The 19303-nt window shown below is 74.1% G+C and carries 17 protein-coding genes; 10 read left to right on the forward strand and 7 right to left on the reverse strand.

From position 1 onward, the window contains the following. Nucleotides 1–47: 47 nt before the first annotated feature. The 4 genes from OO68_RS13655 (at nucleotide 48) to OO68_RS13670 (ending at nucleotide 4254) form a co-directional block, all read left to right on the forward strand. The gene (locus OO68_RS13655; protein WP_033308720.1) at nucleotides 48–1088 is read left to right on the forward strand and encodes a PHP domain-containing protein; all 1041 of its coding nucleotides are present in this window, start codon (nucleotides 48–50) and stop codon (nucleotides 1086–1088) included. Between the two features lie 39 nt (nucleotides 1089–1127). Continuing rightward, nucleotides 1128–1793: an HAD family hydrolase gene (locus OO68_RS13660; protein ID WP_033308592.1), complete on the forward strand. Its 666-nt coding sequence runs from the start codon at nucleotides 1128–1130 to the stop codon at nucleotides 1791–1793. A gap of 166 nt (nucleotides 1794–1959) precedes the next feature. Then, the gene (locus tag OO68_RS13665; RefSeq protein WP_245236968.1) at nucleotides 1960–3141 is read left to right on the forward strand and encodes an FUSC family protein; all 1182 of its coding nucleotides are present in this window, start codon (nucleotides 1960–1962) and stop codon (nucleotides 3139–3141) included. A gap of 84 nt (nucleotides 3142–3225) precedes the next feature. Beyond that, complete coding sequence (locus OO68_RS13670; protein WP_033308593.1) at nucleotides 3226–4254, forward strand: SDR family oxidoreductase; 1029 nt, start codon at nucleotides 3226–3228, stop codon at nucleotides 4252–4254. Nucleotides 4255–4344: 90 nt separating this feature from the next. On the opposite strand, the gene OO68_RS13675 is transcribed toward OO68_RS13670, so the two are convergent. The 4 genes from OO68_RS13675 to OO68_RS13690 form a co-directional block, all read right to left on the reverse strand. After that, complete coding sequence (locus OO68_RS13675; RefSeq protein ID WP_033308594.1) at nucleotides 4345–4620, reverse strand: hypothetical protein; 276 nt, start codon at nucleotides 4618–4620, stop codon at nucleotides 4345–4347. Between the two features lie 61 nt (nucleotides 4621–4681). Further along, entirely contained in the window at nucleotides 4682–5971 is a 1290-nt protein-coding gene (locus OO68_RS13680) for an ROK family transcriptional regulator (protein ID WP_033308595.1), read from the reverse strand. A 93-nt stretch (nucleotides 5972–6064) separates the two neighbouring features. Further along, a complete protein-coding gene (locus OO68_RS13685; RefSeq protein WP_033308596.1) occupies nucleotides 6065–7039 on the reverse strand; it encodes a phosphotransferase family protein in 975 nt (324 codons plus the stop codon). Between the two features lie 30 nt (nucleotides 7040–7069). Then, complete coding sequence (locus tag OO68_RS13690; protein ID WP_033308597.1) at nucleotides 7070–10252, reverse strand: cytochrome P450; 3183 nt, start codon at nucleotides 10250–10252, stop codon at nucleotides 7070–7072. A gap of 221 nt (nucleotides 10253–10473) precedes the next feature. On the opposite strand from OO68_RS13690, the gene OO68_RS13695 reads away from it, so the two are divergent. From OO68_RS13695 to OO68_RS13715, 5 genes are all read left to right on the forward strand, one after another. After that, entirely contained in the window at nucleotides 10474–11052 is a 579-nt protein-coding gene (locus OO68_RS13695) for a PAS domain S-box protein (protein WP_403551898.1), read from the forward strand. Nucleotides 11053–11155: 103 nt separating this feature from the next. Next, on the forward strand, nucleotides 11156–11650 hold the full coding sequence (locus OO68_RS13700; protein ID WP_033308599.1) for an FBP domain-containing protein: 495 nt from the start codon (nucleotides 11156–11158) through the stop codon (nucleotides 11648–11650). A gap of 111 nt (nucleotides 11651–11761) precedes the next feature. Further along, nucleotides 11762–13015 (forward strand): FUSC family protein, encoded by a 1254-nt coding sequence (locus OO68_RS13705; RefSeq protein WP_078625287.1) that lies wholly within the window; start codon nucleotides 11762–11764, stop codon nucleotides 13013–13015. A 79-nt stretch (nucleotides 13016–13094) separates the two neighbouring features. Continuing rightward, nucleotides 13095–14201 (forward strand): hypothetical protein, encoded by a 1107-nt coding sequence (locus OO68_RS13710; RefSeq protein ID WP_033308601.1) that lies wholly within the window; start codon nucleotides 13095–13097, stop codon nucleotides 14199–14201. Between the two features lie 91 nt (nucleotides 14202–14292). After that, complete coding sequence (locus OO68_RS13715) at nucleotides 14293–15486, forward strand: lactonase family protein (protein ID WP_167345891.1); 1194 nt, start codon at nucleotides 14293–14295, stop codon at nucleotides 15484–15486. Here the strand turns inward: OO68_RS13715 and OO68_RS13720 are convergent. Together OO68_RS13720 and OO68_RS13725 are read right to left on the reverse strand one after the other, a co-directional pair. Beyond that, nucleotides 15454–16182 (reverse strand): DUF2470 domain-containing protein, encoded by a 729-nt coding sequence (locus tag OO68_RS13720; RefSeq protein ID WP_033308602.1) that lies wholly within the window; start codon nucleotides 16180–16182, stop codon nucleotides 15454–15456. The two genes, OO68_RS13715 and OO68_RS13720, sit on opposite strands and share 33 nt — an antisense overlap. 85 nt (nucleotides 16183–16267) lie before the next feature. Further along, nucleotides 16268–16876, reverse strand: coding sequence for a TetR/AcrR family transcriptional regulator (locus tag OO68_RS13725; RefSeq protein WP_033308603.1), 609 nt, complete (start codon nucleotides 16874–16876; stop codon nucleotides 16268–16270). A 109-nt stretch (nucleotides 16877–16985) separates the two neighbouring features. On the opposite strand from OO68_RS13725, the gene OO68_RS13730 reads away from it, so the two are divergent. Then, a complete protein-coding gene (locus OO68_RS13730; RefSeq protein ID WP_033308604.1) occupies nucleotides 16986–18482 on the forward strand; it encodes a cytochrome P450 in 1497 nt (498 codons plus the stop codon). Here OO68_RS13730 and OO68_RS48295 read toward each other — a convergent pair. Next, nucleotides 18444–19286 carry a pentapeptide repeat-containing protein gene (locus OO68_RS48295; RefSeq protein WP_209442579.1) on the reverse strand — a complete coding sequence of 281 codons (843 nt, stop codon included), beginning with the start codon at nucleotides 19284–19286 and terminating at the stop codon, nucleotides 18444–18446. The genes OO68_RS13730 and OO68_RS48295 overlap by 39 nt on opposite strands. Between the last annotated feature and the right edge of the window lie 17 nt (nucleotides 19287–19303).

Consider the following 19303-nt stretch of genomic DNA (forward strand, 5'->3'; position numbering starts at 1 on the left):
TCGTGCGCCCTGCGGGGCGCTGGGGAACCCTTGAGGTGGAGGTGGCGATGGACCCCGTCGAGGCACTGGACCGGATCGCCTTCCTGCTGGAGCGGTCCCTGGCACCGACCTACCGCGTGCGCGCCTTCCGTACGGCGGCCCGGGTCCTGAAGGACCTGGGCGGGGACGAGGTGCGCCGGCGGGCGGCGGACGGCTCGCTGGAGAAACTCAAGGGGGTCGGCCCGAAGACCGCGCAGGTGGTGCGGGAGGCGCTGGCCGGCCAGGTGCCCGGCTATCTGGCGAAGCTGGAGGGCGAGGCACACGAGCAGCCGGCGGCGCGGGGCGGGGAGGAGCTGCGGGCGCTGCTGCGCGGGGACTGCCATCTGCACTCCGACTGGTCGGACGGGGGCAGCCCGATCGAGGAGATGGGCCGGGCCGCCGCGGACCTGGGCCACGAGTGGGCGGCGCTGACCGATCACTCGCCGCGGCTGACGGTCGCCCGGGGGCTGTCGCCGGAGCGGCTGCGGGAGCAGCTGGACGTGGTGGCGGAGCTGAACGAGACCTGGGCGCCGTTCCGGCTGCTGACCGGCATCGAGTGCGACATCCACGAGAACGGCACGCTCGACCAGGAGCCCGAGCTGCTCGACCGGCTCGACGTGGTGGTGGTGTCGGTGCACTCCAAGCTGCGCATGGACGCCCGGTCGATGACCCGCCGGATGGTGGCAGCCGTCCGCGATCCGCACTCGGACGTGCTCGGGCACTGCACGGGACGGCTGGTGACCGGGCGCGGGAGGCCGGAGTCGGAGTTCGACGCGGACGAGGTGTTCGCGGCCCTGGCCGAGACCGGCACGGCCCTGGAGATCAACAGCAGGCCGGAGCGGCTGGACCCGCCCAGGCGGCTGCTGCGCCGCGCCGTGGACGCGGGGGTGCTGTTCTCCGTCGACACCGACGCGCACGCGCCCGGGCAGCTGGACTGGCAGATCAACGGGTGCGCGCGGGCCGAGGAGTGCGGGGTGCCGCCGGAGCGGGTGGTGACCACGTGGTCCCTCGACGAACTGCTGGCCTGGACCCGTGAGCGGCGGCTCCCGTCCGGCGTGGCGGGCGGCTGACGTGGTACCCGCGCGACCTCGGAGGAAGGGACTGCACTTATGGGAAGCTCACGACGGGCGGCCGTGTTCGACGTCGACGGCACGCTGGTCGACACCAACCATCTGCACGTCGTGGCCTGGTGGGAGGCGTTCCGGCAGGCGGGCCACGAGGTGCCGATGCACGCCATCCACCGGGCCGTGGGCCTGCCGTCGACCGACCTGGTCGCCCATCTGCTGGGCGACGACCGGGAGACCGGTCAGGACGCCGACATCAGCGCCGGGCACAAGGCGCTGTACGGGCAGTACTTCGACCGGCTGCCCGCGCTGCCGGAGGCCGGGGCGCTGCTGCGACGGCTGCACCGGGACGGCTGGACGGTGGTGCTGGCCACCTCTGCGGGCGGCGCCGAGCTGAGCGCGCTGCGCCGGGCCATCGACGCGGACGAGGCCATCGCCGCCACGGCGAGCGCCGACGACGTCGACGAGGGCAAGCCCTCCCCCGAGCCGGTGGAGCACGCCCTGGAGCTGGCGGGGGTGCCGGCGGAGCGGGCGGTGTTCGTCGGCGACACCGTGTGGGACATGCGGGCGGGCAGCCGGGCCGGGGTGCGCTGCGTGGGCGTCCTGTGCGGCGGGATCCCGCGCGCCGACCTGGAGGAGTCCGGAGCGGACGTGGTCTACGGGGATCCCGCACACCTGCTGTCCGCCCTCGGCGACGGGGCGCTCGCATGAAGCGGCGTGAAACCGCCGGTCGAGCGGATACCCACAGCGCATGACGCGTGTGATGAATGCGGTACGGCGGGCGGCGGGAGCCCTCCGCGGGCGGAAGGACAGGGACAGAAGCACGGAGGCGGGCACGGATGGCCGGCCCCACGGAGCACCGACGGCTCAGGGGCGGATGCACACCTTCGAGCAGGGAGCCCGCACCGTACGGCCGGTGGAGGCCGTGCGGCGCGACACGCGGAGCGCCTGGAACGCCGTGCGGGCGGCGTGGCGGGGGCCCGGGCGGGAGCGGGATCTGGTCGTCCAGTCGCTGAAGGCGGCCGGGGCGGCGGTGCTGGCGTGGCTGGTGGGCGGCGTCTGGATGGGCGACCCGCTGGCGCTGATGGCGCCCTGGGTGGCGCTGGTGCTGGTGCAGGCCACGGTGTTCAGCTCCCTGGTGCAGGGCGCGCGGCAGTTCGGGGCGATCTGCGTCGGCACACTGGTGGCCTCGGGAGCGCAGGCGATCACCGACGACACGACCGGCGCGCTCGCCCTGTCGGTACCGGTGCTGATGCTGCTGGCGAACTGGCCCCGCTTCGGCGACCAGGGCATCTACGCGGCGACCACGGCCCTGTTCACCATCTCCTCGGGCATGGTGAGCCTGTCCGCCGTCGGGCACCGGGTGGGGCAGGCCGCGATCGGCGCGGTCATCGGCGTCGCCGTCAACGCGCTCGTCCTGCCGCCGCTCCACCTGCGCGACGTACGCACGAACCTGGCGGCGCTCGCCCGGGAGACGGGAGACGTACTGCACACCGTCGCCGGTGACCTGCGCGAGGGCGAGTGGGACGGGCAGACCGCTGCCGGCTGGGTCAGTGCCTCGGCCCGGCTGGACCACCGCCTCCAGGCGCTGCGCTCGGCACGGCGCTGGAGTCAGGAGAGCCTGCGCCTGACCTATGCCCCGCTGCGCGCCCTGCACCGCGTCCCGCACGCGGGCGCCCTGCCCTCGGTGGACGAGGACGAGCGGCTCGGCCGGGTCACCGCGCACGTCGCCACGCTCACCCGGGCCCTGGCGGTGTCGGTGGACGACAAGCGGACGCCCGCCCCGCCCGAGGGCCCGGCCCTGCGCGCCTACGCCCGTCTGCTGGAGCTGATCGGGGACGCCCTGTGCGCCGAGGCCGACAGCCTGCTTGAGGGCAGCGTGACCGCCCGGCCGGACGACGAGACCGAGAAGGCGATGCGGGAGCTGCACGAGGAGTTGCAGGAGAACCTGCGCCGGCACGCCGGCGAGGGGGCCGCCCACACGGCCGTCCTGGGCACGCTGCTGCTCCAGGCGGAGAACCTCTGGGCGGAGACCGTCCCCGGCGACCAGGAGGAGTGACGCGGCTTCCGTCCGCCGTAGTGCTTCCGCGGCCCCCGGGTACTCGGTCACCTCCCGGGGGACCGCGGCCGAGAGGAGCACGAGGTGAGCAGCGCAACGGGCATGAGGATCGTGGTCACGGGTGCCACCGGCAACGTGGGCACCAGTGTGGTGCGTCTGCTGTCGGAGGACCCGGAAGTCGCCTCCGTGCTGGGCCTGGCCCGGCGGATCCCCGACTGGTCGCCGCCCAAGACGGACTGGGCCGCCGTCGACCTGGCGTCCGAGCGGGCCGATCTGGTGGAGCGGTTCACGGGCGCGGACGCGGTGGTCCATCTGGCGTGGGCCTTCCAGCCGACGCACGACCCCGCCGCGACCTGGCGCACCAATGTGCTCGGCAGCATGCGGGTCTTCGAGGCGGTGGCCGCGGCGGGCGTGCCGGCGCTGGTGCACGCCTCGTCGGTCGGCGCTTACTCCCCCGGCCCGAAGGACGAGGCGGTGGACGAGTCGTGGCCGACGCACGGCTGGCCGGACGCCGCGTACTGCCGGGAGAAGGCCTACCTGGAGCGGGCGCTGGACACGTTCGAGCGCGACCACCCCGGGACGCGGGTGGTGCGGATGCGGCCCGCCTTCCTGTTCCAGCGGGAGTCGGCGAGCGAGCAGCGCCGCATCTTCGGCGGCCGCTTCCTGCCCGGTCCGCTGGCCCGCCCGGAGCTGCTGCCCTTCCTGCCGGACATCCCCGGGCTGCGGATGCAGGCGCTGCACACGGACGACGCGGCGAACGCGTACCGGCTGGCGCTGCGCTCGGACGTCCGGGGCGCGTTCAACCTGGCGGCCGACCCGCCGGTCGACGCGCGGCTGCTCGGCGAGATGTTCGACGCGCGTCCCGTGCGGCTGCCGCGCAGCGCGGCCCGGTCGGCGATCGCCGCCGCCTGGGGCCTGCACCTGCTGCCCGCCTCCCCGCACCTGTTCGACGCGGTGCTGCGACTGCCGCTGATGGACTGCACGCGGGCGCGGGCGGAGCTCGGCTGGCGGCCGGAGCATACGGCGCCCGAGGTGCTGGAGGAGTTCCTGCTGGGCCTCCAGCAGGGCGCGGGGGCGCCGACGGAGCCGCTACGGGGACGCAAGGTGGGCTGATCCCGACGAGCTCCGCGAGCGGCCCGGGACATGCCCGAGGGCCGCAGCCGACCCCCACAGCCGGCTGCGGCCCTCGGTGGGATGCCCTCCTCAGGCGGAGGGCTCGTCCGGCACCGGGTGCTCGGGGTGAACCGTTCCCGAGTGCGGTGCTCCCTGCCGGCCCGTCCCCGCTTCGTCCGTGTCGGGGACGTCACCGGCGGGCTCGTCGGTCTCGTCGTCGCTGCGCTGCTTGCCGTCCTTGCCGGTGCCCGTGAAGCGCGGGGCGACCTCCCACGGGTCCTCGCCGTCGTCGGCCTGCTGGTCCGGCATGTCCCGCGGGATGGGGTCACCGTTCTCGCCGGGTCCTTCGAGGCGATGGTCGGTCACGGCGTGCTCCCTTCTGTGGTCCGGGCGCCACGCGAGTACCTCCGCGGTGATCGGCGAAACCTCAGCGCGGGGTCCGCTCCTGAAGCGCCGTGCGCCAGGCCGGGAGCGGGTACTCCGGTGCCGGGTCGGGGCGCCGTCCGCCGCGTGCGAAGAAGTCGGCGAGCGGCAGGATCGCGGCACCGACCGTGACCGCGTCGGGCCCGAGCCGCCCCAGGTCGACGGTCACCTTCCCGGCCGGGTGGCGCAGCGCGTACGACATGGCATGCCGGCGTACGGCGGGCAGGAAGCGCGCGCCGAGCGCCAGGCCGGCCCAGCCTCCGATGAGGATGCGCTCGGGCTGGAAGAGGTTGATCAGGTCGGACAGGCCCGCGCCCAGGTACTCGGCGGTCTCCTCCAGGACGGCCAGCGCGACGGGGTCGGCCGCGACGCCCTCGGGCGGGTGGGCGGCGGCGAGCATCGTGGTGAGGGCGGTCTCCTCGTCGGTGCCGTCCGGGGCCCGGCCGCCTTCCTCCCGCCAGCGGGCGAGCAGTGACTCGGCGCCCGCGTAGGCCTCCAGGCAGCCGAGCGCCCCGCACCGGCAGCGACGGCCCCGGACCCGTACGGTCAGGTGCCCCCATTCGACGGCGCGGCCCTGCTCCACGTCCGGGGTGACGAGGCTCGCGCCGACGCCGGAGCCGAACAGGACGACGACGGCGTTGCGGGCGCCGCGCCCGGCGCCGAACCACATCTCGGCCTGGCCCAGCGTCTTGGCACCGTTGTCGATGAAGTACGGGACGGTGTCCGGCAGCGGGGAATTGGCGCGGAGCAGCGCCTCCAGTGGGACGGCGTCCCAGCCGATGGTCTGCCCGTGCACGAGCGCCCCGCGGTCGGGGGTGCGCTCGACGATGCCGGGGACGCCGATGCCGACGCCGAGGAGCCGCTCGGGCGCGAGACCCGCGGTGTCCAGCACTTCGGCGATGCCCTGGCGGACGTGGTCGACGATGGCCTCGACCTCGTACCGCTGCGGCGTGAGCGGGTGCTCCGCGCGGGCGAGTTCGGTGAGGGTGAGGTCGAACAGCTCGACGCGGACCCGGGTCTCGCCGACGTCGACGCCGATCATGTGGCCGCTGCCGGGTGAGACGCGCAGCAGGGTTCGGGGGCGGCCGCCGTCGGAGTCGACGCTTCCGGCCTCTTCGACCAGTCCGTCGGCGACCAGGTCGGCGACGACGTTGCTGACGGAGCCGGAGCTCAGGCCGGTCGCCGGGCCGAGCTCGAAGCGGCTGAGCGGGCCGTCGAAGTAGAGCCGTTGCAGCACGGCCGTGCGGTTGGCCCGCCTGAGATCGCGTACCGTGCGCCCGTTCCCCGCCGCCATGAGGCTCCCTTCGCATCCCCTGTCCGACCTGCAACATACCGTCGGATCCGGGCGCGGCGCGACCTTCCCCCACCTCTTATTTCACGATGTGAGCTAACCGGTGGGCCCGGCGGCCTCCGCGATCTCGTCCAGGGCCGCGAGGAGTTCCGGGGCCACCCTCTCCTGCACCCATCGCTCCTGCTCTTCGCCGACCCGGCGGGGAATCGTCTCGGTCAGCATGATCAGGTACAGGTAGGCGCGGTACAGGGCGAGGCGCAGACGGGCGGGCGTGTCGAAGCGGACCCGGCCGCCGGCCTCCCGGTACCCGGCCAGGAACTCCCCGTCGTTCCTGATGTCGCCCAGCAGCGCCAGGGAGACGAAGTCGGCCAGGGGGTCGCCCCAGAACATGCGCTCCCCGTCGATGAGGCCCCCGATGCGGGCCGCTCCGTCCGCGCGGTCGACGAGGATGTTGCCCGGCCACAGGTCGAAGTGGACCAGGCACGGGACGGTGACCTCGTCGAGGGCGCCGTACGCGGACGCGGCGGTCGCGGCCACCTCGTCGACGGACCGGGGCAGACGGGCGCCGTAGCGCCGGGCGTCGTCGAGGACGGCGTCGATCATCCCCGTGAACGCCGTCCGCCAGTCGGGGGCGAGCGGGCCGAGGGCGGCGGAGGGGTAGCCGAAGCCGGGGCCCGTCACACGGTGCAGCCGGGCCACCTGGCGGCCCAGTTCCGTGCGCAGCAAGGCGTGTTCCGCACCGGTGAGCGTGCCGTCCCACGGCTCGCCCGGGCAGGCCGTCATCAGCAGGAAGCCGTCGCCCCTGGACACCAGCTGCGGTGCGGTGACCCCGACGCGGGCGGCCGAGCGGTAGAACTCGGCCTCCGAGACCAGCAGTTCGCGCTCGTGCCGCAGGCCGGGGACGACCGCGGGGGGCGGGACCTTCAGCACGTAGCGGCTGCCGTCGGTGAGGCGCAGTTCCTCGACGGTGTTGTACGTGCCGCCGGTCAGCGGGGCGAGGTGGGCGAGGCGGCCGGGGTCCAGGCCCGCCTCCCGAAGGACGTGCCGGGCCCGTTCCCAGGAGTCCACCACCGTGTGCCCACCCCTCCCCTGTGTCCGCGGTCAGCCGGCGGCGTACACGTCCTCGGTGTAACGCCCGTCCGCGATCAGCCCGTCGAGCCACTGCTCGGCGGCCCTCTCGTCGGCGCCCGGTGTGTGCTTGCGGAACAGCGTACGGAACGCCTCCCGCACCCCGGGCGCCATCCGCGAACCGTCTCCGCAGACGTACACCCGCGCTCCGGCGTCCAGCAGGGTCCAGACCTCCTCGGCCTCGACGGCGATCCGGTGCTGCACGAACCGCACCTCGCCCTCGGGGGTCTCACTGAAGGCGGGGCGCAGGGAGACTGCTCCGGCGGTTTCGGCCGCGCGCAGTTCCGCGGCGTGCAGGAAGTCCGCGTCGGGGGCGTCACAGCCGAAGTAGCACAGGGCCGGCGCGAGTTCGGCGCCCGCCGCGAGGGCCGCCGTGCGGTCGGCGATGACGCCGCGGAAGGGGGCGAGGCCGGTGCCCGCCGCGACCATGACGACCGGTGCCGGGTCTCCCATGACGTCGATGCGGAAGGCCTCCCGGCACGGCTGCACGCGCGCGTACAGCGTGTCACCGAACTGCAGGGAGGCCAGGTGCCCGGAGCCGGTGCCGCGGTAGAGGCCCTTGCCGGAGCGGGCGGGTGCCTCCAGCAGCGAGACCATCAGGTCCACGTGACCGGGGTCGACGGCCGGCGAGGAGGAGACGGAGTAGTGGCGCGGGCGCAGCGGGGTGAGGAGGTCGAGGAGCTGCGGCCAGTCCAGGGCGCCGCGCAGCGCCGGGTGGTCCTCCAGGATCTCCACGAGGGTGCGCGGGTCGTCGGTGAGGGCGGCCAGGGCCGTGCGCTCCGGCGGGCACGGGTTGGCGGCGGCGAGCGCGGCCAGTTGCCCGGCGCTGGGCCGCTCCTGCAACTCCACGTGGTGGGTGAGGAGCTGCCGTACCGTCACGGGCCGGTCCACGGCGATGCCGTCGCGGCGCGGGCGGGTGGCGCGGATGTCCAGGACGGTGTCGAGGTCGGCGCCGAGCGCGGTGGCGGCGCGGGTGACGAGGTCCGGGGCGTTGGCGGGCAGCACGGTGAGGTGGTCGGCCGTGCGGTAGGTGACGCCGTCGGGCAGCGCGACACGGACGAACCGCTTGCGGCGCGGGTGGCCGGGCGCGGTGAGGTCGCGGACCTCGGTGACGCGCATGGGGACGAGACCGTGCCGCTCGGCGAGGGCGTCCAGCGGGCCGCCGGTCAGGGTGCGGACCTCGTAGGCGGTCGTGGGCCCGGGGTCCGGCGTGGTGGCGTCCGGGTCGCCGTAGCGCTCCAGCAGGGCGGTGCGCAGGGCGGCCGTGAAGGTGCGGACGGTGCCGGTGAGGTCACCGGAGGCGTCGGCGGCGGCGCGTTCCAGCAGCCGGCCGGCGCCGGATGCGGCGAGCCGCTCGTCGATGCGGGTGGGGACGTGCTGGTAGGTGGCGGCCCAGTTGCGGTCGCCGACGCCGAGGACGGCGTACGTCACGCCGGACAGGTCGTGGCTCTCCTCCAGCCGGGCGGCGAAGGCGGTGGCGTCGTCGGTGGGGCGGCCGTTGTAGGAGGCGGCGGTGATGACGACGGGCCGGTCGGTGGGCAGGCCGCCCGCGTAGGCGTCGAGGGGTGCCACCTCGGTGGCGCACCCGACCAAGGCGGCCTCGTCGGCGAGCTGTGCGGCGAAGTCGCGGCAGGTGCCGTAGTTGCTGCCGTGCAGGAAGAGGGCGGCGGTGCCGGGGCGGACACGGGCGGGCAGGCCCTGCGGCTCGGCCGATTCGGTGTCCTGGGCGGGGGCGGCTCCGGGCAGCGGCGTGTGGACGCGGTCGGCGGCGGTGCGCGGGGCGAGCGCGAGGGTGAAGCCCTCGGGCTTGAGAGTGAGGGTCTCCTTGACCGTGAGCCGGTAGTCGGCGTGGTCGCGCAGCCGGTAGCGGTGGACGAGCATGGCCAGCAGCATGGTCGCCTCGTGCAGCGCGAACTGCCGTCCGATGCAGGCGCGCTCGCCGGTGCCGAACGGCTTGAAGGCGTGCACCGGCCGCTCCGCCTCCGCCTCGGGCGTGAAGCGGGAGGGGTCGAACAGCTCGGGGTTGTCGCCCCACACGGGCTGCCGGTGCAGCATCGGCGCGAGGACCAGGGCGGACTGTCCGGCGCGCAGCGGGATGCGCCCGCCGAGCAGCGTGTCCTGGCGGGCCTGCCGGGAGAAGACGGCGGCCGTGGGCCAGAGCCGCAGGGCCTCGTTGAGCACCTGGCGGGTGTAGGTGAGCCTGCCGACCTCGTCGTACGTGGGCTCGGGGTCGGTCTGGTCGCCCCACAGTTCGTCGGCCTCGCGCTGCACCAGCTGGAGGGCGGTGGGGTGCTTGGCGAGGTAGTACAGCGCGAAGGACATGGCGCCGGAGGTGGTCTCGTGACCGGCGATCAGGAAGGTGATGACCTGGTTACGGATGTTGGCGGTGTCGAGTGTGGTGCCGTCGGCCGGGTGCTCGGCGGTGAGCATCAGGCCGAGGAGGTCGTCGGCGTCGCTCTGGTCGGTGCCGGTGCGGGCGGCGATGACGTCGTCGACGACGCGGGCGAGGTGGGCGGAGTCGTCGCGGAAGGCCGCGTCCTGCGCCGAGTAGTCCTGGCCCGGGACGCGCGCCAGGCGGGTCATGCTCCACTCCAGGCAGCGGACCATCGACTCGACGAAGGGGTGCGGCTCGGCCCGCTCGAAGGAGCCGAAGTCGTAGCCGAACCCGGCGAGGCCGATGGTGTCGAGCGTCATGCGGGTCATGTCGTCGGGGACGTTCACCGGCCGTCCGGCGCGGGCGTCGCGGTCCCAGGACGCGATGAGCCGGCGGGCCACCTTCAGCATCACGGGGTGGTAGGTGCGCATCGAGCCGAGTGCGAAGGCGGGCATCAGGATGTCGTGCGCCTTGGCCCAGTTGGGCTCGTCGTTGTACGCCGTGAACAGGCCGTCGGCGGCGAACTCCCGGACGTTCTCCAGACCCGGCCCGATGTGCTTGGCGAACCGCTGCTCGTCCGCGAGGTCGGCCACGAGGTCCAGGTCGCCCACGAACAGGGTGTCCCGCCCGTACAGCCGCCGCACGAACACGGGCCCGTGCTCGCGCATCAGGTCCATGGCCTGCTGGACGGGCGCGCCGCCGGGTCCGGTGGCGGAGATGTCGGCGACGGGGACGCCGGGGAGGGCGTCGGCGGTCAGGGGTGTCTGTCCGGTGGGGGGCATGGGGCGGCAACTGCCTTTCGCGGTACGGAAGTACTGCACTCCAGCGTGATCCACCGGGCCCGGAAGGCGACGCCTCTGCACTGCATGATTGTGTAGGGGGAGCAGACGTGCCGCTCTTGCGCGGGGGCGGCCCGGCATGGCAGGAGAGGCTCGTGGACCTGGCCCGGCAGGAGGCCGTGACCTGGCGCAACCGCGCCCTGCTGCTCTTCGACCGGGTCGCGATGCCGGTCGCGGTGTGCGACGTGTACGGGGCGGTGCTGCTGGCCAATCCGGCCATGGCCGCGGAGTGCGGTACGACGCCGGGGCGGCTGCGCGGCCGTGACGTGCTGGAGCTGTTCGGCCCGCGGGAGGCCACCCAGGTGGAGCGGATCGCGCAGGCGCTGCGCCTGCGCCACCGCTCGCGCTATCAGGTGTCGGTGCGCTGGCGGGCCCCGGGCGGTGCGGAGCGCTACGGCGAGCTGACGGCGGATCCGGTGAGCGACACGGTGGAGGACACGCCCGCGCTGCTGGTGATGCTCCGGGTGGACGCCGAACGCGCCCCCTCCCCCGCCACACCCGTGCCGAGGGCCCCGGTCACCCCGATGGAGGCCCGCATCCTGGCGCTTCTGGCCGCCGGCGCCACCACGGCCCGGGCGGCCCGGGAGACGGCCCTCACCACGGACGGGGTGACCTACCACCTGCGCCGCCTGTCGTCCCGCTGGGGCGCCTCCAACCGCACGGAACTGGTGGCCCGGGCGTACGCGCTGGGGGTGCTGACCCCCGGGGTGTGGCCGCCGGCCGTCCGGGGCGGGGCGACCTGACGGAAATCCGGTCGCCTGCCCGCGCCGAGGCTGTCTAACCTGACCTGGCCCACAAAACCTAGGACCCCTAGGTTTCGCGACGACAACCCGTAGGAGCCCTCCCGTGCAGCCGCTCACCGAGCAGGACATCCGCGCTTCCTTCATCAACTGCTCGAAGGGCGAGGCCAAGCGTCTGGCCGTGCCCCGGGACCTCGACGCGCGGCCCTGGGACGACCTCGACTTCCTCGGGTGGCGTGATCCGGGGGCGCCCGACCGGAGCTATCTGGTGACCGAGCGGGCGGGGCGGCTCGTCGGCGTGTCGATGCGCTTCCAGGCCGCGCAGCGCGGGTTCCTGCACCGCAGCATGTGTTCGCTGTGCCTGACGACCCACCCGCGGGGCGGGGTCTCGCTGATGACCGCCCGCAAGGCGGGGGCGGCCGGGCGTGAGGGCAACTCCGTCGGGGCGTACATGTGCACCGACCTCGCCTGCTCCCTGTACGTACGCGGGAAGAAGGCGCTGGAGACCGGATCGCGGTTCGAGGAGAGCCTCACCGTGGAGGAGCAGATCGAGCGGACCACCGGCCATCTGACCGCCTTCCTCGACAAGGTGTACGCCTGAGCCCCTCGGTCGCCCGTGGTCCGGCCCGGCACTAACGTCCTTCGTGAACGTCCTTCACGGACGTGTTCGACGGATGCGTTCGATGCGCCGGAGAAGGGGAACAGCCCGAGGATGCGAGAGGTACGTGAGTGGACGGCGCAGGCCGGGCGGATCGTCAGGAAGCGTCGTGATCCCGTGGTCGTCCAGACGCTGCGGTCCGCGACCGCGGCGACGATCGCCTACGTCATCGCGCTGCGCCTGAGCCCCGAGGCGGCGCCCCTCACCGCCCCCCTGACGGCCCTTCTGGTCGTCCAGGTGACGCTGTACGCCACGCTCACCAACGGCTTCCGGCGGGTGAACGCCGTGGTGACCGGCGTTCTCCTCGCCATCGCGTTCAGCCTGCTGGTGGGCTTGACCTGGTGGAGCCTGGCGCTGCTCCTGGTGGCCTCGCTGGCCGTGGGGCGGCTGGTCCGGGTCGAGGAGTACGTACCCGAGGTCGCGATCAGCGCGATGCTCGTCCTCGGCGTCACCACCGTCGGGGACACCGCCTGGGCCCGGGTGGTGGAGACGCTGATCGGGGCGGTCGTCGGTCTCGCCTGCAACCTGCTGCTGGCTCCGCCGGTGTGGGTGGAGGAGGCGGGCGAGTCGATCGGTGACCTGGCCCGGCGGCTGCGGCAGCTGATGCTGCGCATGGGCGAGGAGGCCGCCGGCGGCACGCCGGTGGACCGCGCGGAGAAGCAGCTGCACGAGGCGCGCCGCCTGGACCACGACATCGTCGAGGTGGACGCGGCCCTCCGGCAGGCCGAGGACAGCCTGCGGCTCAATCCGAGGGTGCAGGACAGCGTGCTGCACCGGGTCGTGCTGCGCACCGGCCTGGACACGCTGGAGATCTGCACGGTCGTCCTGCGGGTCCTCGCGCGCTCCCTCACCGACCTCGCGAAGGAGCGCGAACCCGAGCCGCTGTTCGAGCCCGAGACGGGCGCCGCCCTGGAGCAGTTGCTGTCCGAGATCGCCGACGCGGTGGTGAGCTTCGCGGTGCTGGTGACCACCCACCTCAGCACGAGCGCCGAGTCGGCGGAGGAGCGTCTCGCCGCGGAACTGCGCACCGCGGCGGGGACCCGCGACAAGCTGGCTCTGCTGCTGCGCGAGGAGGCGGAGCGGGCGCCCGGGCACTGGCAGCTTCCGGGAGCGGTCCTGGCGGAGGTCAACCGCATCCTCGACGAGCTCGACACCGAGCACCGCACCCGGCGTCTGTTCGAGGAGCTGGACCGTGTGTCGGGCGAACAGCGCGCCCGGATGCCCCGGCTGACACGGCTGCGGGAGCGGCTGGGCGTCACGGAGCAGATGTGGCGGAACCGCGCGGGGTTCGGCGGGCGTTCTCGCTGAGGGGTCCTTTCGCTCATGGGGAAAGGCCCCCTGGGGGAACGCCGGCAGGGGGCCGGCACCTGATGTGAGGAGCGGGCCGATGGCCGGGACGAGCGTGCGGATCGACGGGAACACACTGCGGCTGCCGGGCGGGGTCGCCGTGCGGTTCATCCGCACCCTGCGCCTGCCGGAGACCGGCACCCATCCGCTGCCGCCGGGGCTCGGCGAGTTCCCGGTGCGGCGGGTCTCGGACTACGGGGACAGGGTTCCCGAGGCGTGGCGGGCGCGCGGCGGTGTGATGCTGCCGGTGTATCTGCGCGAGGCGATGTGGCTGAGTTTCGGGGGCACCTCGGAGCCGGCCGCGCTCCAGGTCGGGGTCGGCAAGGTGTGCGCGGTCTCGGGCCGGCCCTGGAGCGACCACCTCGCCCGCGGCCCGCAGAACTACGTGGTGCTCCCCCGCCAGCCCTGGCTGGACGGCATCAATGCCGGCACGGGCACGGTCCGGCAGTTCGTGGCCGTCCCGCTCGGCCTGGGCGCCACCGTCGAGGGGCAGGTCACGGGCGAGGAGGTGTGGGGCGGGGTCCAGCTGCAGTCCTTCACGCTGAACGACCGGGAGCTGGCGCGGTGGCGTGCGCAGGAGCGGCAGCGTGCGGAGCGGCAGCGGTCGATGCCGCCGCCGAGCGGGTACGGCGCCGCGATGCCCATGGCGGCCCCGCCCGTCTCGGCCGGCTTCGGCGCCCCGATGCCGATGGCGGCCCCGCCCGCGCCCGGGTCGGTTCCGGCGCCGGCCGCGGGAGCCGCTCCGGCGAGCGCGCCCCGTGCGGCCGCGGCGATGGGTCTGGGCGTCGGCGGTTCCCTGCGGCAGGAGGTCTACCAGGACGACCGGCCGCTCACGGACTGGTCGGAGCGTCCCGCGGGCCGGGTCTTCGTCCACCTGGTGACACCCCCGCAGTGGCGCCGCATCACCGGTGAGGCCGCACCGCCGTCGCCGGTCGACCGGGCGGCGTACACCCGGGCGGGTCTGCCCTGGTTCGACTACTACGACGAGGACGCGCCGAATCTGGCCCCCACGGACACCCTCCAGTCCGTGCAGCCGGTCGGTGACTGGCTGGGCGACGACCACGAGCCCTGGCAGCCGCCCACGCCGGGGCAGATCCAGCAGCTCAAGGATGCCCCGGGCAAACCGGTCGCGGACGGGGACTGGTAGGCGGCCCGGGCCCTGCCGTTGTTGCACTCGGCGGCCCGGAAACGTCAGGGTGGCTGTCACGACGGGGACGAGTGACGACCTGAGGGGCGACATGGACAGTGGTGGCTGGAGCAGGCGCCGGTTCGTCGGCGCACTGGCGGGCGGGGCCGCCGCGGCGGCGCTGCCGGCCTGTGACAACGCTCCCGAGCCGGCAGCGACTCCGGCCCCGGAGCCCGAGGCGGGCACGAGCGCGTCGCGGGAGGCCCGCCGCCCCTCCGGACCCCGCCCGCTGTACCTCGGCACCTACACGTCCGCAGAGGGCGGCGGCAAGGGCATCGGCCTGGCCACGTACGACGCGGCGACGGGCCGGATCACCGGCAGCGGCACCGTCACCGGCGTCGGCGACCCGTCGTATCTCGCGCTCCACCCGGACCGCCGCACGCTCTACGCCGTGGACGAGCGCGACGACGGTGCCGTGACCGCCGTCCGGCTCGCCGACCGGAAGGTCCTGGGCAGCCGGGGGACGGGCGGGGCGGCCCCCTGCCATCTGTCGGTGCATCCGGGCGGACGCTGGCTGCTCAGCGCGAACTACGGGTCGGGCAGTGTGGCCGTGCATCCCATCGACGCCTCGGGCGCCCTGGGCGAGCGCACCGACCTCGTCCGGCACACCACTCCGCCGCCGGGCCCCGGCCAGGAGGGCCCGCACGCCCACCAGTTCGTCACGAGTCCGGACGGCGGCCATGTCCTCGCCGTCGATCTGGGGACCGACACCGTCTACACGTACCGGCTGGACGACAAGGCCGGCACGCTCAGCGAGGTCACGCAGGCGCACACCCGGCCGGGGGCGGGGCCGCGCCACCTCACCTTCCACCCGGGCGGCCGCTACGCGTACCTCGCCAACGAGGTCGACAACACGGTGGCGGTCTGCTCGTACGACCCCGCCTCCGGCCGTGTGGAGGTCGGCGAGGCGCAGTCCACGGGCACGGATTCGGGCACCAGCTATCCGGCGCAGATCCTGGTGACCGCCGACGGCCGCCACGCCTATCTCGCCAACCGGGGGCACAACAGCCTCACCCGGTACGCCGTCGAGGCGGACGGCGCCCGGCTCAGGCTGCTCGGGACGGTTCCGGTGGGCGGGGACTTCCCGCGGCAGATCGCCTTCTCTCCGGAGGGCACATTGCTGTTCGCGGCGAATCAGAAGTCCTCCACCGTCACCGTCTTCCACGTGGACGGGGCGAACGGCGGACTGCGGCGCGCGGGCGAAGCGTTCCCCTCACCCGTCGCCGTCTGTGCGCTGCCGCTGTAGAGCCCGCGGGCACGACGCGGCACTGGCCTGGCCCAGCAGGATGTGCATGCGCTCGGTGAGCTGTGCGACGTCGTCGGCGGGCGCGTGGAACGCGAGGCGGACGTCGCAGTGGGCGCGGGCGCGTTCGATGCGCAGGGTCAGCCCGTGCCGGTCGACGGCGAGGGGCTGGACGCGGACCGCTCCGTGCAGGCTGTCGGAGTCGACGAGCCGGGTGAGCCGCTCGACGGCGTCGGCGTGGCAGTCGGCGAGATGGGTCAGCAGCCGGGCCTCGGCCGTGGTGAGCGGGTCGGGCACGGCGGCGGCGAACTCGTCGAGGTCCACGACCACGGAGCCGGACGGCTGCCGCAGCACGACACGCGTGGGCGTGAAGACGAGCCGCTCGCCCTCGACGGCGAACCAGCCCGCGAGCCACAGCCGGGCGCGGATCCGGTTGCGGACCGGGACGGGCGCGACGTCGGCGAACTCCAGCACCGCGGACGGCTCGCTGCGGGGCGCGCAGATCGCGGCCGCGAGCAGGGCGCTGTCCTCCGGCACCTCCACGACCACCCGGCCGTCCTCGCCCACGGTGTGCGCGCCGACCAGCTCCTCCCGCGTGCCCTCCGCGGTCACGGAGCAGGACCACGCGGCGGCGAGCACCGAGCGCGCCCGCTCCGCCGCGGCGGGAGCCGCCGTCCAGCTGTGGCTGTCGTCACCCATCCCAGACCTCCTTAGGTAAGCCTCACCTAACCTATCGAAGATCGGGGTGCACGCCAACCGCGTCACGCAGTCTTTGCGAGACCTTTCAGACAGTGAGGACGCCCAGCAGGGCGCGTGCGCACAGCTCACGCACCTGCTCCCGGCCCAACTCCGTGCCGCGCAGCCACTCCAGGCAGACGGCCGTGGTGAACGCCAGCCAGCCGCGCACGGCCAGCCGGATCTCCGGCCGCCCCTCGGAGGCCGGGCCGAACTCGGGGTCCGCGGCCAGCGCGGCGAGGATCTGCCGCTCCTGTGCGGCCAGGGCCCGCCGGTAGACCCGCCGCACCGCCTGGTCCCCGGCCGCGTCGGCGCGGTGGAAGGCCCGGTAGCCGTGCGCGTGCGCCTGGACGTACTCCAGGAACGTCTCGAGTCCTGCCGCCAGTTGCTCGCGTACCGGCACGCCGGGCACCGCCGCCGTCATGCGCAGCATGCGCTCGCTCTCGCGCTCGACGACCGCCGCGAAGAAGTCCCGCTTGGTCGGGAAGTAGTGGTACAGCAGCCCGCGCGACACCCCGGCGATCTCGGCGACCTGCTCGATCCACACGTCGTCGTAGGGACTCTCCGAGAACAGTCGCGCCCCGACCGACAGGAGCTGCTCCCGGCGCTCCTCGGTGCTGAGCCGGCGGCGCGTGCGCCCGCCCTGGTTCGCGGCCATGCCCGCACTTTACTTGACGCCGGTTCAACAACGGGATCAGACTGAACCGCGCTATTGAACTCACGTACAACACGTGCGAACCAGCCGCCTGATCAAGGGAGATCGCGTCATGGCCCAGGCGCAGATACGGACCGGGGAGCCCAAGGGGTTCCGCAGCGCCGAGCTGGGATGGCCGGAGCTGGACCGCATCCCGCATCCGCCGCGCAGGGTCCCGCTGCTCGGTGACGTGGTCGGCGTGAACCGGAGCACCCCCGTGCAGGAGTCGATGCGCCACGCCCGCCGGCTGGGGCCGGTCTTCCGGCGGAAGGCGTTCGGCAAGGAGTTCGTGTTCGTGTGGGGTGCCCGGCACGCGGCCGACCTCGCGGACGAGTCGCGGTTCGCCAAGCACGTGGGGCTCGGTGTGGCCAACCTGCGGCCGGTAGCCGGGGACGGCCTGTTCACGGCGTACAACCACGAGCCCAACTGGCAGCTGGCCCACGACGTGCTCGCGCCGGGGTTCAGCCGCGACGCCATGGCCGGCTACCACCCGATGATGCTGTCGGTCGCGCAGCGGCTGACGGAGCACTGGGACCGGGCGGCGGCCGCCGGACGGGTGGTGGACGTGCCCGGCGACATGACCAAGCTGACGCTGGAGACGATCGCGCGCACCGGCTTCGGGCACGACTTCGGTTCGTTCGAGCGCTCCCAGCCGCATCCCTTCGTGACGGCCATGGTGGGCACGCTGACCTACGCGCAGCGGCTCAACACGGTGCCCTTCCCCCTGGCTCCGCTGCTGCTGCGGAGCGCGGGCCGGCGCAACGAGGCCGACATCGCCCACCTCAACCAGACGGTCGACGAACTGGTCCGGGCCCGGCGCGCAACCGGCGGCGGCGACGGCGATCTGCTCGACCGCATGCTGGAGACGGCCCATCCCGACACCGGGGAACGGCTGTCGCCGCAGAACGTCCGCCGTCAGGTCATCACGTTCCTCGTCGCCGGACACGAGACGACCTCCGGCGCGCTCTCCTTCGCCCTGTACTACCTCGCCCGCCACCCCGAGATCGCGGCCCGGGCCCGCGCGGAGGTGGGCCGGGTGTGGGGAGACGCGGCGGAGCCCGCCTACGAGCAGGTGGCCCGGCTGCGCTACGTCCGCCGGGTGCTGGACGAGTCGCTGCGGCTGTGGCCCACCGCGCCCGCGTTCTCCCGGCAGGCCCTTGAGGACACGGTGCTGGCCGGGGAGCATCCCATGCGGCGCGGGGCGTGGGCGCTGGTGCTGACGCCGATGCTGCACCGGGACCCCGAGGTGTGGGGCGCGGACGCCGAGCGGTTCGACCCCGACCGCTTCGACGCACAGGCCGTACGGTCCCGGCCGGCGCACACCTTCAAGCCGTTCGGGACGGGCGCCCGGGCCTGCATCGGGCGCCAGTTCGCGCTGCACGAGGCCACCCTGGTGCTCGGGCTGCTGCTGCGGCGCTACGAACTGCGGGCCGACCCGGCCTACCGGCTGCGCGTGACGGAACGGCTGACGCTCATGCCGGAGGGTCTGCGGCTGCGCCCGGAGCGCCGCGCGCCGGTGCGGGAGCCGGGGTCAGACCTGCGCCGTCCAGTGCCCGGGGCGGGCGACTGACCCGGGCAGCCGGGTCCCGGCACTCCCCCGCGCCGCGTTCAGCTGCGGCTGGGTGAGGAAGAACGCGCCGGTCAGATCGGCGTCCGTGAGGTCCGCGTCGCGCAGGTCGGCACCGATCAGGTCGGCGTCCCGCAGGTCCGCGCCGGTGAGGTCGGCGGCGATGAGGTAGGCGCCGCGGAGACTGGCACCGCGCAGGTCGGCGCCCCTGAGCCGGGCGCCCATCAGGTCCGCGCCCCGGCGGTCCTTCTTGCGGCCCTTGGTGCCGGCCCTGGCCAGTTCGCTCGTCCTGAGCAGCAGGACGTTGACCTCCTGGCGGTGCGCCGCCACGTCCAGCCCGGCGAGCTCCTCGGGTGTTCCGGCGGTGAGCTCCCGGGTCTTCCGCAGGGCCTCGTCCAGCTCAGGGCGGACGGGACGGGCCGCCGGCAGGGCGAGCGCCTCGGTCAGGTACCACAACAGCTCGTGCAGCTGCCTGACCACCGGGAATACCTCGAACATGCGGCGGGCGTCCTCCCGCGGCCCGGTGCGCCAGTCCCGCCCGCCGAAGGTGACCTGCGAGACCTGCTGCCCGGCACCGAAGCAGTCGTAGACCGTGCAGCCGGTGAATCCCTTCTGCCGGAGCCGGGCGTGGATGCCGCAGCGGTGGTCCTCCCGGAGGTTGCGGCAGGGCGAGCCGGCGGCCTTGTCCACCGCGAAGTCGGCCGAGGCGGCGAAGGGCAGGGCGACACAGCACAGCCCGAAGCACCGCTCGCAGTCGCCGCGCAGTTCCGCCTGCTCGGCCTGGTGTTCTCGCATGCCGTTCAGCATACGAAAACGGCGACTGA

Source organism: Streptomyces iakyrus (assembly GCF_000717055.1).
GTDB lineage: Bacteria > Actinomycetota > Actinomycetes > Streptomycetales > Streptomycetaceae > Streptomyces > Streptomyces iakyrus.

Excerpts from the sequence above, each read along its gene's own strand:
- OO68_RS13715 (WP_167345891.1), top strand. The coding sequence starts at position 14,293 with ATGGACAGTGGTGGCTGGAGCAGGCGCCGGTTCGTCGGCGCACTGGCG.
- OO68_RS13705 (WP_078625287.1), top strand. The coding sequence starts at position 11,762 with ATGCGAGAGGTACGTGAGTGGACGGCGCAGGCCGGGCGGATCGTCAGG.
- OO68_RS13730 (WP_033308604.1), top strand. The coding sequence starts at position 16,986 with ATGGCCCAGGCGCAGATACGGACCGGGGAGCCCAAGGGGTTCCGCAGC.
- OO68_RS13660 (WP_033308592.1), top strand. The coding sequence starts at position 1,128 with ATGGGAAGCTCACGACGGGCGGCCGTGTTCGACGTCGACGGCACGCTG.
- OO68_RS48295 (WP_209442579.1), bottom strand. The coding sequence starts at position 19,286 with ATGCTGAACGGCATGCGAGAACACCAGGCCGAGCAGGCGGAACTGCGC.
- OO68_RS13725 (WP_033308603.1), bottom strand. The coding sequence starts at position 16,876 with ATGGCCGCGAACCAGGGCGGGCGCACGCGCCGCCGGCTCAGCACCGAG.
- OO68_RS13695 (WP_403551898.1), top strand. The coding sequence starts at position 10,474 with ATGCCGGTCGCGGTGTGCGACGTGTACGGGGCGGTGCTGCTGGCCAAT.
- OO68_RS13680 (WP_033308595.1), bottom strand. The coding sequence starts at position 5,971 with ATGGCGGCGGGGAACGGGCGCACGGTACGCGATCTCAGGCGGGCCAAC.
- OO68_RS13710 (WP_033308601.1), top strand. The coding sequence starts at position 13,095 with ATGGCCGGGACGAGCGTGCGGATCGACGGGAACACACTGCGGCTGCCG.
- OO68_RS13665 (WP_245236968.1), top strand. The coding sequence starts at position 1,960 with ATGCACACCTTCGAGCAGGGAGCCCGCACCGTACGGCCGGTGGAGGCC.
- OO68_RS13655 (WP_033308720.1), top strand. The coding sequence starts at position 48 with ATGGACCCCGTCGAGGCACTGGACCGGATCGCCTTCCTGCTGGAGCGG.
- OO68_RS13720 (WP_033308602.1), bottom strand. The coding sequence starts at position 16,182 with ATGGGTGACGACAGCCACAGCTGGACGGCGGCTCCCGCCGCGGCGGAG.
- OO68_RS13690 (WP_033308597.1), bottom strand. The coding sequence starts at position 10,252 with ATGCCCCCCACCGGACAGACACCCCTGACCGCCGACGCCCTCCCCGGC.